The 14,254-nt window shown below is 44.5% G+C and carries 15 protein-coding genes; 2 read left to right on the top strand and 13 right to left on the bottom strand.

What is annotated here, in order from left to right:
- Positions 1–131: 131 nt before the first annotated feature.
- From IEV18_RS03655 to nadC, 7 genes are all read right to left on the bottom strand, one after another.
- Positions 132–560: a spore coat protein gene (locus IEV18_RS03655; RefSeq protein ID WP_188391049.1), complete on the bottom strand. Its 429-nt coding sequence runs from the start codon at positions 558–560 to the stop codon at positions 132–134.
- A 20-nt stretch (positions 561–580) separates the two neighbouring features.
- Positions 581–1,078 carry a spore coat protein gene (locus IEV18_RS03650; protein ID WP_188391021.1) on the bottom strand — a complete coding sequence of 166 codons (498 nt, stop codon included), beginning with the start codon at positions 1,076–1,078 and terminating at the stop codon, positions 581–583.
- Between the two features lie 170 nt (positions 1,079–1,248).
- Positions 1,249–1,473: a spore coat protein gene (locus IEV18_RS03645; protein ID WP_188391020.1), complete on the bottom strand. Its 225-nt coding sequence runs from the start codon at positions 1,471–1,473 to the stop codon at positions 1,249–1,251.
- Positions 1,474–1,660: 187 nt separating this feature from the next.
- Positions 1,661–1,939: a YciI family protein gene (locus IEV18_RS03640; protein ID WP_188391019.1), complete on the bottom strand. Its 279-nt coding sequence runs from the start codon at positions 1,937–1,939 to the stop codon at positions 1,661–1,663.
- Positions 1,940–2,025: 86 nt separating this feature from the next.
- Positions 2,026–3,981 carry a TRAP transporter permease gene (locus IEV18_RS03635; RefSeq protein ID WP_188391018.1) on the bottom strand — a complete coding sequence of 652 codons (1,956 nt, stop codon included), beginning with the start codon at positions 3,979–3,981 and terminating at the stop codon, positions 2,026–2,028.
- Between the two features lie 73 nt (positions 3,982–4,054).
- Positions 4,055–5,053 (bottom strand): TAXI family TRAP transporter solute-binding subunit, encoded by a 999-nt coding sequence (locus IEV18_RS03630; RefSeq protein ID WP_188391017.1) that lies wholly within the window; start codon positions 5,051–5,053, stop codon positions 4,055–4,057.
- A gap of 20 nt (positions 5,054–5,073) precedes the next feature.
- Entirely contained in the window at positions 5,074–5,919 is an 846-nt protein-coding gene (gene nadC / locus IEV18_RS03625) for a carboxylating nicotinate-nucleotide diphosphorylase (protein ID WP_188391016.1), read from the bottom strand.
- Between the two features lie 306 nt (positions 5,920–6,225).
- Between nadC and IEV18_RS03620 the strand changes: the two genes are divergently transcribed.
- Positions 6,226–6,741, top strand: coding sequence for a transcription repressor NadR (locus IEV18_RS03620; RefSeq protein ID WP_188391048.1), 516 nt, complete (start codon positions 6,226–6,228; stop codon positions 6,739–6,741).
- Positions 6,742–6,783: 42 nt separating this feature from the next.
- Here the strand turns inward: IEV18_RS03620 and rpiA are convergent, their stop codons facing one another.
- Complete coding sequence (gene rpiA / locus IEV18_RS03615; RefSeq protein WP_188391015.1) at positions 6,784–7,464, bottom strand: ribose-5-phosphate isomerase RpiA; 681 nt, start codon at positions 7,462–7,464, stop codon at positions 6,784–6,786.
- 484 nt (positions 7,465–7,948) lie between these two features.
- Here rpiA and IEV18_RS03610 point away from each other — a divergent pair, with 484 nt between their 5' ends.
- Positions 7,949–8,134: a hypothetical protein gene (locus IEV18_RS03610; protein ID WP_188391014.1), complete on the top strand. Its 186-nt coding sequence runs from the start codon at positions 7,949–7,951 to the stop codon at positions 8,132–8,134.
- Between the two features lie 69 nt (positions 8,135–8,203).
- Here the strand turns inward: IEV18_RS03610 and opp4A are convergent, their stop codons facing one another.
- The 5 genes from opp4A to IEV18_RS03585 all read right to left on the bottom strand — a co-directional run bounded on the left by opp4A (position 8,204) and on the right by IEV18_RS03585 (position 13,984).
- Entirely contained in the window at positions 8,204–10,063 is a 1,860-nt protein-coding gene (opp4A, locus tag IEV18_RS03605) for an oligopeptide ABC transporter substrate-binding protein (protein ID WP_188391013.1), read from the bottom strand.
- 86 nt (positions 10,064–10,149) lie between these two features.
- Positions 10,150–11,052, bottom strand: coding sequence for an ABC transporter permease (locus IEV18_RS03600; RefSeq protein ID WP_188391012.1), 903 nt, complete (start codon positions 11,050–11,052; stop codon positions 10,150–10,152).
- A 34-nt stretch (positions 11,053–11,086) separates the two neighbouring features.
- Positions 11,087–12,049 carry an oligopeptide ABC transporter permease gene (gene opp4B, locus IEV18_RS03595; RefSeq protein WP_188391011.1) on the bottom strand — a complete coding sequence of 321 codons (963 nt, stop codon included), beginning with the start codon at positions 12,047–12,049 and terminating at the stop codon, positions 11,087–11,089.
- Positions 12,050–12,054: 5 nt separating this feature from the next.
- Positions 12,055–12,987 carry an ABC transporter ATP-binding protein gene (locus IEV18_RS03590; RefSeq protein ID WP_188391010.1) on the bottom strand — a complete coding sequence of 311 codons (933 nt, stop codon included), beginning with the start codon at positions 12,985–12,987 and terminating at the stop codon, positions 12,055–12,057.
- Complete coding sequence (locus IEV18_RS03585) at positions 12,974–13,984, bottom strand: ABC transporter ATP-binding protein (protein WP_308421535.1); 1,011 nt, start codon at positions 13,982–13,984, stop codon at positions 12,974–12,976. The genes IEV18_RS03590 and IEV18_RS03585 overlap by 14 nt, the downstream gene beginning before the upstream one ends.
- Positions 13,985–14,254 lie beyond the last annotated feature (270 nt).

The raw sequence follows: 14,254 nt of genomic DNA, 5'->3' as shown, positions 1-14,254 counted from the left end.
CTAACATCAGGAACAGTTATCCTTTTCTTACAAATATAGTAAAAAATCCCACCTGTCTGGCGGGATAGTTAAACGTCTATTAAATTGGCAATCTAGTGTGATAACAGCCGGAATAAATAGGCCGGAAACACTTATAAAATATCCAGTGTCAGCACAATGGCAATTAAAATCTGCAGGAGCAGCTGGATATTTACCGCAATATCCGTATCGTAGGTGTTAATGACGACATTTCTCGATTTTTCCACAATCGTTTTTTGACTGTTTTTCTGTTTCGTTTTCATTACTTGCTGCAGTTCTTGCATAACCGAATTTCTCCGGTCTCCGTCTGCAATCGCAAGGGAAAGAACGACTCCAATGGCAACTTTAATGCTCGCTTGCAATGAAAGTGCTGCCTGGGTATCTACCGTCCTTACTTCAACCCGCTCTGAATCTTTAATGATAATCCATTCATCGGAGACTTGCTTTGTTTTTTGTACTTGCTCCGCTTCGTCTTTTACTGTCGTATCGTTATCAAAATCGTCACAATGGTCCAATGCCCGCCATTCATCCAATCGGTTCATCAATTTTCACCTCCATGAAATTATAAAATATCCACAAGCACGACCAAGGTGAGCAAAATCTGGAATAATAGTTGAATGTTGATGGCAATATCTGTATCGACTGTTCTCACCCTGGCATCCTTTGTGTTATAGATAAATATTTTTTGCCGGTTCGTTTGCTCTACGTCAGAGATTTGCAGTAATTCCTGGGAAATTTTTTCTCGCTGATCGCCATCAAGAATAGAAATACTTAACACCAGGCCGATAGCAACCTGCAAAGCTGCCTGCAAGGAAACCGCTGCCTGGGTATCGGTAGAAGTGATTCGAATGTTGCAAGATTCCTTGACCCAGATTAATTCTGCCGATTCTTGCTCCATAAAGGATAGCTGATCTGCTTCCTGAGAAATTGCATCGTCACTAAAAAAATCATTATCACGGAAACGGCTATCTTCTGCTACGTCGACTTCATTGTGGTCATCATCATTAAAAAAGAAATTGGGATTTCGGTCTTTCGTATTCATCCGCCGATAAATTGTCATATTTTGAACACTCCTTTCGTTGTATATACAATAATTTATGGACTTTTCTCTTTATAGACTGTACAAAAACACTAGATTTATAGAATTTGAAACAAACACCTACCGGTTGTCCGTCTAGTTTTTATATAGAAAAAAACCTAAGTGAACGTTGCACACTTAGGTTTCTCTCATTAATCTCTCAATTCATCAGAATCTTCGTCAGTTCGGTTGCTTTGTTGGAATGCTTCCACTTGTTTGCGCAAATCCTCCACCATTTCCTTCAGCATTTGTTTTTGTTCTTCAGAAATATTGCTTTTTAATTCCTCTCTTTTAACCCCATTTTTGCGCAAAATGCTGTCCACCATGACTTGAACTACCTTTTCAGAAGGAAAATGGTTTTTCGAAGAATGACTCATAAACCTATCACCTGCTTTCTTCCGTTTATACCATCCTATGACCTATTCATTTCCTTTGACTATGTAGAAGTCTATTTCTAGTTTTTATAAATTAGGACATACCCCGGAGAAAGCGGATTCTCCGTATTGGACAGAAAAAAATAGGCAAAAAAAGTAGAGGTGCCCGAAGAAGACACCTCCACTGCATTTATTTTAGCAATGTCGCCTTTGTAATCATATCCCATTCATGGATTTCGTATGACCTTGCCCCATGAATAACGTACGGATCTTGTTTTGTCAGTTCTTCCGCTTCTTCATAAGAGTCAGCGATATAGATGACGAGACCTGCCGTACCGTCAGCAAATCGGCCGCGGGCGAACACTTTCCCTTCCTCTTCTTTCTTTTCCAAGTAAGCTAAATGTTCCGGACGATAGGTTTTGCTTTTTTCTTCATCTTTCATTGGCAGCAAAACGGCAAAGTATTTCATTTCCGGCTTCCTCCCCTTCTACGTTTTGCATTTATTATATATCGAAAGAATGGCAATTGCCTACTTTTTTCGACTTCGGAAAAGTTTTAACGATTTTCTGCGATTGCTTTATCGGCTGCCCCGGTGAAATCCGATGCAGGGCGGACGGCTTCCTTTTTCCTTTTCTGGAGGAAGAAAACGAGGATTAATCCTGCCAATCCCGATGCACTGATGAAAAAGTCGGGATAAATCAATGTACAGCCGCTGATTATCAATATACTCCGGTGCAAAATGGCCGCTCTTGCCGCAAACCAGCCGATGATCCCGGCAGACAGAGAAACGACTCCGATGGCCGCCGTAATAGCGGAGATAACAATTGTCATGACCGACCCTTGCATTAACAATCCCGGTTCCAATACGAACATAAACGGAACGATAAAGCCGACAATACCGATTTTTACCGCCTCCAATCCGACCTGGTTCGGATTTGCCTGGGCAATTCCTGCTGCCGCATAAGCAGCCACAGCGACCGGCGGAGTAATAGCAGAAAAAATTGAGAAATAGACGATGAACAGGTGAGCAGCCAGCGGGCTGACGCCTAATTCAATTAAAGCAGGAGCAGCCAGCATTGCGGTCAAAATGTACGCTGCTGCTACCGGCATGCCCATCCCTAAAATAATGCATATGACCATCACTAACACCAAAGTCGGGAAAAACATTCCTTCCGTTATCGAAAGAACGATGCTCGTTAATTTCCCGCCAAGTCCTGTCGTCATAATGCCGGCAATCATCAGCCCTGCCGCTGCACATGCGGTCGAAACCGGGATGGCTGATCTTGCCCCGTCGACGAGTGCTTCCCCAATTTCCTTGAGTCCCATTCGGGTTTCTCTCCGGAACCAGCTGACGGCAATAATGGAAAGAATGCCGTAAAATCCGGTTCTGGACGCGCTATACCCCTGAAATAAAAAGACAACTAAAACGATTAATGGGATGAAGTAATACCATCCTTCTTTCCACACTTCTTTCAGATTCGGGATATGTTCGTCTTTCGGCGTCGGAATATTTGAACGCAGCGCTTGAAAATGGACCATGCAATATAAGGAAATATAATATAAAATTCCTGGAATGATTGCTGCAACCATAATCGTCGCGTATGGAAACTGGGTTACTGCTGCCATCAGGAAAGCAGCGGAACCCATAATCGGCGGCAATATGCTCCCTCCGGTAGAAGCGGCGGCTTCCACCGCTGCTGCCGTCGTCGGTGTGTACCCGGCTCTTTTATTGACAGGGATTGTGAAGGAGCCGGTCGTCACCGTATTTGCCGTCGGGCTTCCGGAAATCGATCCAAATAAAGCACTGGCAATCACAGCTACTTTTGCCGATCCGCCCCGGGATCTTCCGGCGATGGCCATGGAAAGTTTAAAGAAAAATTCCCCGGCGCCTGCCTTTTTTAAAAAGGCGCCAAAAAGCATAAAGATAAAGACGAAAGTCGCGGCCACGGAAATAGGGGAACCCCATAACCCGTTAAAGCTAAAGGCTAAATCTTCCAGCAATTCCCCGGCAGTAAACGGCCGGTGCTGCCACAAGCCAGGCAAAAAGTGCCCCCATAATACATAGCCGAAACTAATCAGCACAAGGACGATAATCGGGTATCCGATGGTTCTTCGCGCTGCCTCCATGCTTAAGAGGACAAATACGAGTCCGAAGAAAATGTCCATTGGAGACAGCGGGTCTAAAATCGGAATACGGACGGAAAAATACGCTGCATGATACGTAAAATAGATGCCGGCGCTAATCGCAAGGATGGCACAAACAACATCGAATATCGTTGGCGGCCCGATCGATTTTTTCGAAAAGCTGTATAATAAAAAAGTTAATGCGAGTACAAAAGATAAATGCAGCGCCATCTGATTCATCGGGTCTAATTTTCCCCAGATGACAGACCAAATTTGATAAACAGCCAAAATCAGTGCGAGCACATAAAAAATTTTTAAATGAATCCCTGTAAGTTTTCGTTTTTCTCCCGTTTGAAACCAAGCGGCGAATTTATATTTCTTTGCCACAAGTCAACATTCCTTCCCCCAAATGACATATGCTTTCGTTTGAACATGTGTTATTTATTTCACAAAAGAAATGTTACTCCCCCGTAACTCCTTCATCTAACATTCCCTTCTCCTCAAAAAACTTTTCCGCCCCCGGATGTAAAGGAATTTGTCCGACACTTGCCATATTTCTTTCGGTCAGGTTTTGAAATTCTCCATGTACGTTCCGCAAATAATCGAGATGTTCATAAATTGCTTTCGTCACCTGATACACTTCTTCTTCCGGCACATCTTTATGGACGATTAGAATGGCTGGTGTATTTAACGTTTGAATATCCTCCTGCAAAAAGGAATAGCTGTTTTTCGGTATGGTGGCTGTTTCCATCCCCAGCTTCTCACTGACATTTTCGAGAACATCATCAGGGAATGAAAACATTTTTAAGTCCATCGTCGTCGTTGCTTCGATAATATCGCTGGAAGGGACGGATACCGCATCACCTGTCGCGTCCATTCGATTATCTGCCATCATTTCAAAGGTTTTCGAACCGCTTAAATGATCCACCGTTCCTCCCCAAGCAACAATATCATCATAGGTTACACCGTATTCGGCAAAAATTTGCCGTGTAATTATTTCCCCAGCAGACCCTTTCGCATCCAGGGCTAAGCGCATCGGTGCTTTATCGTTGATAATCCCCTCCAATGAGTCGTATCGGTAATCGGCGGATACGAGGAATTGATAGTAATTGCCAGGGATGACAACACTTACCGCACGGATATCATTGTAAGGCTTGTCATAAGGTTCGGCGCCTTCGTATGCGGCGTAGGCAGTCATCGCATAGGATAAGCCGTAGGGTACTTTCCCTAAGCTGACCATTGCCGGATTTTCTACAATTCCCCCCGGCTCGACGGTTACAATCGAACCATCATATTCCCGGCGAATCGTCTCGGCAATGCCCTCGGTGAAAACGGACCATGCTCCGCCGACACTTCCTCCGACAATCGTCGTCTGAAGAGGAGAATCCCCATGTTCAGCACCGCAAGCGGTCAAAAAGATGACAAGGAACAGTAAACAAGATCTTATCAATTTTTTCACCAGCTGGATCCTCCTGATCGTTATTTTTTGTCGCCTTCCTTAACTTGCAAACTAATATCCAACGCTTTGACGGAATGGGTTAAAAACCCTAACGAAATATATTGGACGCCGGTATGGCGGTAACTTGCAATATTGTCCAGTGTAATTCCTCCGGATGCTTCGGTGACGATATGTTCGGGAACAAGCTGAGCAAATTCTTTTACCTCTTCCGGTTTCCGGTTGTCGAACATGATAACGTCAGCTCCAGCTTGAACCGCTTCCAAAACTTCTTCCCGGGTTTCTGTTTCTACTTCGATTTTCACCATATGGCCTAATTTTTCCCTTACCGCGTTTACTGCGTTCGTAATGGAACCGGCATAGGAAATATGGTTATCCTTGATCATTACTCCGTCGTATAATCCGTTGCGGTGGTTTCTGCCGCCGCCGGTTACAACGGCATACTTGTCAAAAATACGCAATCCTGGCGCTGTTTTTCTCGTATCGCAAATTTGAATCGTTGGGTCAGCGAGCGCTTCTTTGCAGCGGCGGGTCATCGTAGCAATGCCGCTCATTCGCTGGAGCAGATTTAAAATAACCCGTTCTCCTGTAAGCAGGAAACGTACCGGGCCGAACGCTTCAGCAATTGTTTCTCCTTTTTTGACAAGCTGGCCGTCTTCCTTATGCAGGACGACTTCAATATTTCGGTCCAGCAAATGATATGCTTCTTCGATAATCGGCAAGCCGGAAATGATGCCGTCTTCCTTTGCGATAAATACTCCCCTGCCTTTTTGCGCTGCAGGGAAAATCGTGCTGCTCGTCAGATCCCTTTCGCCAATATCTTCCAGGAAAAAAGATTCAAGTGCTTTTCGTACGTATAATGGATTCATCATTTTACCTCCAATGTGAGCCTCATAGCAGTATACAGATGGTTCTATTTTCCAAAAATATATATCGCTTTCTATATTGTGAATTTTTTCACAATAAATTGATAAATAGAGGCACGGCTGGAATGACAGGACCCGTGCATCCCTATTGAAAAAACGTATTTTCTTTTTCTGCCGATTTTTATTATACTAGAGAATATATAGCTGTCTTGTCATCTATCTTTACATAGATTTAACATAGAATCAAGTGATTTTTACTGGAAACTAGGGACGGCAAAGGGAGGGACAAATGTGAATGGAGATAGAAAAATGCCGCCTTTGGAAAGGCAGCAATTTATCGTATCGGTGTTAAAAGAAGCAACATCCCCGGTATCCGGCCGGGACTTAGCGAATAAAACGAAAGTGTCCCGCCAAGTAATCGTTCAGGATATTTCCGTATTAAAGGCAAAAAATGAGCCGATTGTATCCACAAGCCAAGGATACATCTACTTGGACAAGCAAAAAGAAAACGCCCCGTTCCGGAAAGTCATAGTCTGCAAACACGGTCCGGAACAGACGTTAGATGAATTGTATACGATTGTCGACCATGGCGTCACCGTAAAAGACGTCATCGTGGAACATGCCGTATACGGTAAATTGACGGCTCCGATTGGCGTCAGCAGCCGGAAGGAAGCCGATGCCTTTTATCATCGAATCAAAGAAACGAATGCTCCTTATTTGCTGACATTGACGAAAGGGATTCACCAGCATACGCTGGAAGCGGATTCCATGGATAAAATTGAAGCAGCCTGCAGCGCTCTTAAAAAAGCAGGCTTTTGTATATAAGTGCCGCCGGTGATGCGCACCGGCGATACCCAAGACTGACCGCTAGGCTTCGATCGTTTTTGTTGTTTCCCGGCCGCCAATAATCACTTTGTCCGCCATATTCGCAAATAATCCTGTTTCCACGACACCGACAATCATTTTTAATTGTTTATGTAATTCTTCCGGATTGGGAATCATCCCGAAATCACAATCTAATATATAATTGCCGTTATCCGTTACAAATATTTCATTATTGCGCCGGCGCAGCTTCCATTCGCAACCTAATGCTTCGATCGATTTTGCCGCCATTTCCCAGCCGAATGGCAATACTTCTACCGGCAGCGGATAAGCTCCCAATTGGGTGACGACTTTTGATTGGTCAACGATAATCACAAACTTTTTCGCTGCCTCGGCAATCACTTTTTCCCGGAACAGAGCACCGCCTCCGCCTTTAATTAAATTGAGGTTTTCATCCACTTCATCTGCCCCGTCGATCGTCACGTCGAGATAATCCACCTGGGAAAAATTAGTAAGGGGGACACCGAATTCTTTCGCCCATTGTTCCGTTTGATTAGAGGATGGAATCCCTTCGACTTTTAATCCTTGCTGTACTCTTTCGCCCAATCTTTTTACCATCCAGTAAACGGTCGAACCGGAACCTAAACCGACTTTCATTCCGTCCTGGACTTCGTTTGCAGCCTGCTCGCCGGCAAGCTTCTTGCCTATATCTTTTTCGCCCAACATACAATTCCTCCTCAAATTCATCTAAGGAATATTATAGCGGAACGATATACTACTTGTCATCGGATACTATCGTGGCCTAACACCCCATTAAATTCGGGAAGCGTCACTTGTATGAATTGCTCATATATAGCACTAACGGGATTTGGAAGTGAATATACATATATTGTCATTAGAATTGGCTTGTTCATCGGAAGGTAAACGCATGGGAAATGACCAAGAGGGGGGGATGAAACAATATTGACAAATAAGCGCGAGAAGAACAGAAAGCTTCATAAAAAAGTAATTTACTATTTTTTGTTGCTGCATTTTTTATTTTTATCGTATCCTTGTTTAAGGATGAATCCCGCTGAACTCTCATCGCCATTATTTTCTTAGCAAATGGAGTCTTTTATGCTTACGACTTTAAATTAACCGTCACCGGCAAAATGCGAACGGCACCTTGTCCCGATGACAGTGAATATAAAACAAAGGAGGTTTGTTTACCGTGGCAAAGCAGGAAGTTGAGAAAAAGAAATTATATTCGGCAGCCAGCGTCTTGTTTTTCATTGCCGCCTTTTTCTTTTTCATATCCTATCTATTCGGCAAGGAAATAATGTGGCTAGTACTCGGATTCGTAACTTTTATAAACGGCATCTTATTCACCATTGCCTTCAAACAAAAAGAAAAATGAACGTACGAGAAGCTCTTGGCGGCAGTACATGACAAAGCGGAGCAGCCTTTTCTGCTCCGCTTTTATATTTTATGGAAGGATTGGATCGTCTTGGGTTACGCCTACTTCATATAGACCGTTCCAATGATCTTGGATATTCCAGCCCGTTACACGGTTGTTAACCGGTATGAGCTCGGCACGGTATAGGGTCGGGAATACTGGAATTTCTTCTACCATCAGCTCTTGCCACTGATTGTAGATTTCTTTCCTATATTCCAAATCCATTGCCTCAGGGGAAGCTCCTGCTTCTAACAGCTCATCATTCTTGTCGCTAGCATAGCGCGGATAGTTGTACGATGCCGTACGGCTGTATAATCCTCGCTGGTCGACGTCCGTACCTGTACCCCATGCACCTTGATAGATGTCAATTTCAGGGTCGTCGGCTTCTACCCGGTCATAGAACGTGTTAAATTCCAGCAAACGTCCATCGACAAGCTGCACATCCAAACCGACTTGCTTCCATGCCTGGATGTAGTAGTTGGCAATCGGTTCTGCCACCTCACCGCCAGACATGGAGGCAAAGTTAATTGTCAGTTTTTCTCCGTTCGGATCTTCTCTCAATCCGTCGCCATCGACATCAATATATCCTGCTTCGTCCAAAATCCGGTTGGCTTCATCCGGATCGTAATCTGGAACATCTAAATCCGGCTTATGATAATAAGTGAACCGCGGAATAATTAACGAAGTTGCTTTCCAGCGCAATCCGTTATAGAATCGTTCGCCGACAGCATCGTTATCCACTGCATGCCACATTGCCCGGCGCAAGTTGACATCCGCCATCTTTGCATCCGGATCCATGACTGCTTCTCCGTCATCATTGCGCTTGCCGAGCTTAAAGCCGATATACGTATATGCCAATTCCTGCTGTCCTAAAAATTCCACATTCGTCAGTTTATCTTTAACATCTGGATATTGATCCGTTGGGAATCTATCTACCGTATCTATTTCTCCAGATTCTAACGCTTCCGCCACCGTTTCCGGAGGAACAACCTTTAACGTTACCCCATCCAGTTTTGGCGGACCTTGCCAGTAGTCTTCAAAGGCAGAAAACGTGACAGCTTCTCCAGGAGTAATCGTTTCCACCTTAAATGGCCCGAATCCGATCGGGTTTTTCCGGACGGCATCCGACTCAGCCATCTCCTCTACCGGAATATCCCCAAAAATATGTTTCGGCAGCGGATCATCCCATAAACCGCTTGCTTTAATTCCTGGGAACGCATGGGTAAAGGTAATCTTCAATGTCTTCTCATCGACAATCTCTAAACCGGAAATGGAATCTGCTTCGCCGGCATTATATTCTTCCATGCCGAGCACATTTTCCACTAAGTAGTAGCGTACTCCGGTATAGTCCGGATGACCGATGACTTCATAGGCAAAAGCCAAATCTTCCGCCGTAACCGGTTCGCCGTCATGCCAGTTGACATTGTCGCGGATTTCCACCGTCATCGTTACCGTGCCGTCATCATTTTCGTCCAACTTCCATGTTGCTGCACCATCTTGGGTATAATTGAAGTTTTCATCAAAACTGAAAAGTCCTTCTACAAAAAACTCCATCACTTCTGCATCCGGATTTCCTTCATAGAATACCGGATTTAATACTCCCTCAAAAACCGTGTCAGAAACTAAACCGAAATTGAGCGTACCTCCATCCATCGGTTCTCCCTGATCGGTTTTTACCGGGCTGAAGTCGTCAATGGAATAAATATTATCTTCCGATTCCTCTTCCCCTTCTTCTTCTTGTTCCTCTGTCTCTTCCGCAGCTTCTTCGGTCGATTCTGTATCGTCACTGCTCTCTGCTTCTTCGCCAGAATCTCCGCTGCATGCTGCCAACACGAGCAACAACATAAGCATGAAGGCTAATAGCCATTTCAGCCTGCTTGGTTTACACATCTTTTAACCTCCCCTAATATTTATTTGTCAGCTCATAAGTCTGACATGTATACTAAACATCCCGAAAAAGGATGCCAGTACCAAACTTATCCCCGCCGCTGCCGGGCATCGGTCGCCCGCCGCAGCGCTTCGCCCACATTTCTGACAGCAAGCATCAATACTAAGATCATCACTGCTGCCGGGGCCCAAATCCACCAACGATGTTCCAGCGTTTGCGGGTTCATTGCGTAACTTAACAATGTTCCCAGGCTTGGAGTCGTTTCCGGAAAACCAAAGCCTAAAAAGGATAATCCAGACTCAATCCCGATATTGTTCGCCAAATTTAGCGTCATCGTCACAATAATTAAGGAACTGATATTCGGCATCATTTCGCGGAAAATAATTTTTGGATGGGATGTCCCTAGCGTTTGTGACGCTTTAATATATTCCAGTTCTTTTTCCTGCAGCGCCTTGGAACGGATTAGCCTGGCGATGCCCATCCAGCTGAAAGCAGCAAAAATGAGCGCAAAGGAAAAAATCGTATATTTGGGCACGATGGCAACGAAGACGATGACGAGCATTGTAAACGGAAGGATTTGGAAAAAGTCTAATACCCGCATGAGTGCGTTATCGATATGCCCGCCAAAGTAGCCGGCAATCAGCCCAAAGGCAACCCCAAATATTCCGCTCATTAAGGTGACAGCAATGCCGATCAGCATCGTATTTCTCGTGCCGATAATCAGCTGCCCGAATACATCCCGTCCGCCGTAATCGGTACCGAGAATAAACTCCTCGGAAGGCGGCTCATTGATGGCAAATAAATCAACCTTGACAATTTCATCTTGATCCAGTACGAGAGAAATTGTAAAAACCGATAAACTGATTACAATGAGAAAAATAAGAGAAACTAACGCCAGCTTATCCCGGACAATCTCCTTCCATAAAATCCGCAATCCCGACGGACTTTTCGTTGGGTCATGCACTTGGTCTACCACATTTATATTGTTCATTTCCACTTTATATCACCTCGGAATCTGCCTTTTCTTATTTAATACGAATGCGCGGATCCACAATGCTTAAAATAATGTCGGACAATAACGCTCCTAAAATCATCGCAATTCCAAATAAGAGGACGACCGCATTGACGACACTAAAATCCCGAAGCAAAACCGACTCAATAAACAGCTGCCCCATTCCCGGGTAAGCAAAAATTCGTTCGACAAAAATACTTCCGGTAATTAACGTCGTAATTTCATAGCCGAAAAAGGCAGCAATCGGAAGAATCGAATTGCGAAAAATATGTCTGTTGTAGACTCTTGATTCCGAGGCACCCTTCGCCCGAGCGGTAATAATAAAATCTTTCTGTTTCGTATCAATGATTTCACTGCGCAAATACTGGACCGTTGAGACGGTTTGAATGAGCGCCATCGAAAGTGCCGGCAGCAGCAAATGATAAAATTTGCTTAAATAATATTCCATCGTTCCCGGCTCCAGTCCGGGTGCGACACTGCCGCTCGTCGGAAACCAGCCTAAATTGTAGCCAAATACCCACACCATCACTAAAGCAAAGATGAATATCGGTGTGGCAAAACCGATGTATGTATACGTTGTGATGGCAGAATCGAGCAATGTATTGTTGTACCTTCCGCTTAACATGCCAAGGGGAACCGCAATCAGATAAGTAAAAACTAAAGTAACGAGAGAAAGCCAGAAGGAATTAATAACCCGGTCAGTCACGACTTCGGTCACCGGCATTTTAAAACGGAAGGACTGGCCAAGATCCCCTTTGACGATCCCGGACACCCAATCGACATACCGGACATGCCATGGATCATTTAATCCAAGCTCTTCCCTGCGCTGCTCTTTTACTTCTTCCGGAACATTCGGGTCAATCAGTCCGGTTAACGCATCTCCCGGCATGGCCTGTGCCATTAAGAAGAGCAGCACGCTCAGCAAAATCAGCTGCGGAAACGTAATGATAATTCTCCTAACGATAAATTTCCACATAAATTTCACCCTTTCTCCGGGAGTGCCACAAGATGGGTATCGGATATTTTTTGCAGTTGATAAGCAAGCCCATCTTTGTTGAAGTAGTCATCGTAGGCAGCATCATATTCCTTCTCGACTTCTTTGCGAAACTGAAACTGCTTTTCCCGATGTCTCGGATTAATTTCCGGAATGGCGGCAACGAGCCGTTTCGTATAAATATGCTGCGGCCGTTCAAAAATATCTTCTTTCGTTCCCTGTTCCACATGCCTGCCTTTATACATAATCGCGATTTCGTCACACATATGTTTGACGATCCCTAAATCATGGCTGATGAATAAATAGGTAAGCCCCAGTTCCTTCTGAATATCTTTCATAAAGTTCAGCACCTGGGCTTGTACTGAAACGTCCAATGCGGATACCGGCTCATCGGCGATGATTAATTTTGGCTTCAAGGCGATGGCCCTCGCTATCCCGATCCGCTGGCGCTGGCCGCCGGAAAATTCATGGGGATATTTTAAAATGCTTTCCGGACTTAGCCCGACCAATTCAAGCAATTCCTGCACCCGCATTTTCTCTTGCTTCTTTGATAAATGTTCATAATTCCTTAACGGTTCAGCTACGATGTCCAGCACCCGCTTTTTCGGATTTAAGGAAGAATAGGGGTCCTGGAAAATCATCTGCATATTTCTGTTCAGTTCCCGGGTTCTTGCCCTTTTTTTCGTTATGTCCTTCCCTTGAAAAACAATCTTTCCTTCCGTAACTTTCTCCAAACCGATAATTGCCCGGCCTGTCGTCGTTTTGCCCGATCCGGATTCGCCAACAAGCCCGTAAGTTTTCCCCTCTTCCAAAACAAAGGAAACGCCGTCGACTGCCCGGACGTAATCTACCGTCCGGTTAAAGATCCCTGCTTTAATAGGAAAGTAGACTTTTAGATTCGTAACTTCAAGAATTGCCATATATTCCTGCCTCCTCTCTTTTATCCGGGAAGTAGAACTGTTTAAAGCACGTGCAGCGGACGAAATGACCAGGTTCGACTTCATGGAGTTCGGGATGTTCTTCATGGGCTGACGGATCAATCCATGGAATTCTTTCCCTAAACCGGCAGCCTTCCCGCGGCAAATATTGCAGCGCCGGCACAATACCCTGAATGACGTGGAGCCGGTCTTGTCCTTCCGCCGGAACCGAATTGAGAAGAGACCGGGTGTAAGGATGGAGCGGATTTTCGAACAATGAGACGACATCCGCAATTTCCACTATCTCACCGGCATACATGACAGCTACCCGATCCGCCATTTCTGCTACTACCCCTAAATCATGGGTAATCAGAATGACGCCGGAATGCATATCTTCTTTTAATTCTCGGATTAAATCGAGGATTTGCGCCTGAATCGTCACATCTAATGCCGTCGTCGGCTCATCGGCAATAAGCAGCTCCGGCTTATTGGCAATCGCAATGGCGATGACAATTCGCTGGCGCATCCCCCCGGATAATTCATGGGGAAATTGTTCATATACGTAGTTTGGACGCGGAATGCCCACGAGATGAAGCAGTTCGAGCACCCGCTCTTTCCGCTCGTGTTTGGATATATTTGGCTGATGGAGAAGGAGGGTTTCGCCAATCTGATTGCCGACTGGCATTAACGGATTTAAGGCAGTAAGGGGATCCTGGAAAATCATTGCCATATCATTTCCCCGCAGTTTATTCATTTCGGAGTTTTTTAAAGTCATAATATCTTTTCCGCGAAAGAGGATTTCCCCTTCGATTTTTGCCCGGTTATGCAAGCGCATGATGGAGTAAGCGAGGGCGCTTTTTCCTGATCCTGATTCCCCGACGATGCCCAGCACTTCGTTTTTGTTTACCGAAAGCGATACGTCATCCACCGCCCGGTAATATTGGTCACCGATACGAAATGAGGTACTTAAATGGTTGATTTGCAACAATGGATTTTCCACGCTGATCCCCCTTACTCTATTAGAAGTTTGCATACAATGACAATTCCTATTTTTATAAAAATATTACTTTTATATAAAAAATAGAATGTTACGAAAATTATATTGTAATATTTTTGAAAAATCAAGTAATTAATGATAATTAACAGAAATCGACAATTTTCTCGCAGTCCGATAGAAGTATGATAAAATTCCTATTTGGAAGATTTGAAGAAAATTATATTTTGTTATATAACATCTTTGGGTTATAATATAGGTGATAATTACTGTGAC

The sequence above is a fragment of the Compostibacillus humi genome, from assembly GCF_014637175.1.
GTDB lineage: Bacteria > Bacillota > Bacilli > Bacillales > Amphibacillaceae > Oceanobacillus > Oceanobacillus humi.
This window is presented reverse-complemented; position numbering and strand designations above follow the sequence as displayed.

Excerpts from the sequence above, each read along its gene's own strand:
- IEV18_RS03655 (WP_188391049.1), bottom strand. The coding sequence starts at position 560 with ATGAACCGATTGGATGAATGGCGGGCATTGGACCATTGTGACGATTTT.
- IEV18_RS03650 (WP_188391021.1), bottom strand. The coding sequence starts at position 1,078 with ATGACAATTTATCGGCGGATGAATACGAAAGACCGAAATCCCAATTTC.
- IEV18_RS03645 (WP_188391020.1), bottom strand. The coding sequence starts at position 1,473 with ATGAGTCATTCTTCGAAAAACCATTTTCCTTCTGAAAAGGTAGTTCAA.
- IEV18_RS03640 (WP_188391019.1), bottom strand. The coding sequence starts at position 1,939 with ATGAAATACTTTGCCGTTTTGCTGCCAATGAAAGATGAAGAAAAAAGC.
- nadC (WP_188391016.1), bottom strand. The coding sequence starts at position 5,919 with ATGAATCCATTATACGTACGAAAAGCACTTGAATCTTTTTTCCTGGAA.
- IEV18_RS03620 (WP_188391048.1), top strand. The coding sequence starts at position 6,226 with ATGCCGCCTTTGGAAAGGCAGCAATTTATCGTATCGGTGTTAAAAGAA.
- rpiA (WP_188391015.1), bottom strand. The coding sequence starts at position 7,464 with ATGTTGGGCGAAAAAGATATAGGCAAGAAGCTTGCCGGCGAGCAGGCT.
- opp4A (WP_188391013.1), bottom strand. The coding sequence starts at position 10,063 with ATGTGTAAACCAAGCAGGCTGAAATGGCTATTAGCCTTCATGCTTATG.
- IEV18_RS03600 (WP_188391012.1), bottom strand. The coding sequence starts at position 11,052 with ATGAACAATATAAATGTGGTAGACCAAGTGCATGACCCAACGAAAAGT.
- opp4B (WP_188391011.1), bottom strand. The coding sequence starts at position 12,049 with ATGTGGAAATTTATCGTTAGGAGAATTATCATTACGTTTCCGCAGCTG.
- IEV18_RS03590 (WP_188391010.1), bottom strand. The coding sequence starts at position 12,987 with ATGGCAATTCTTGAAGTTACGAATCTAAAAGTCTACTTTCCTATTAAA.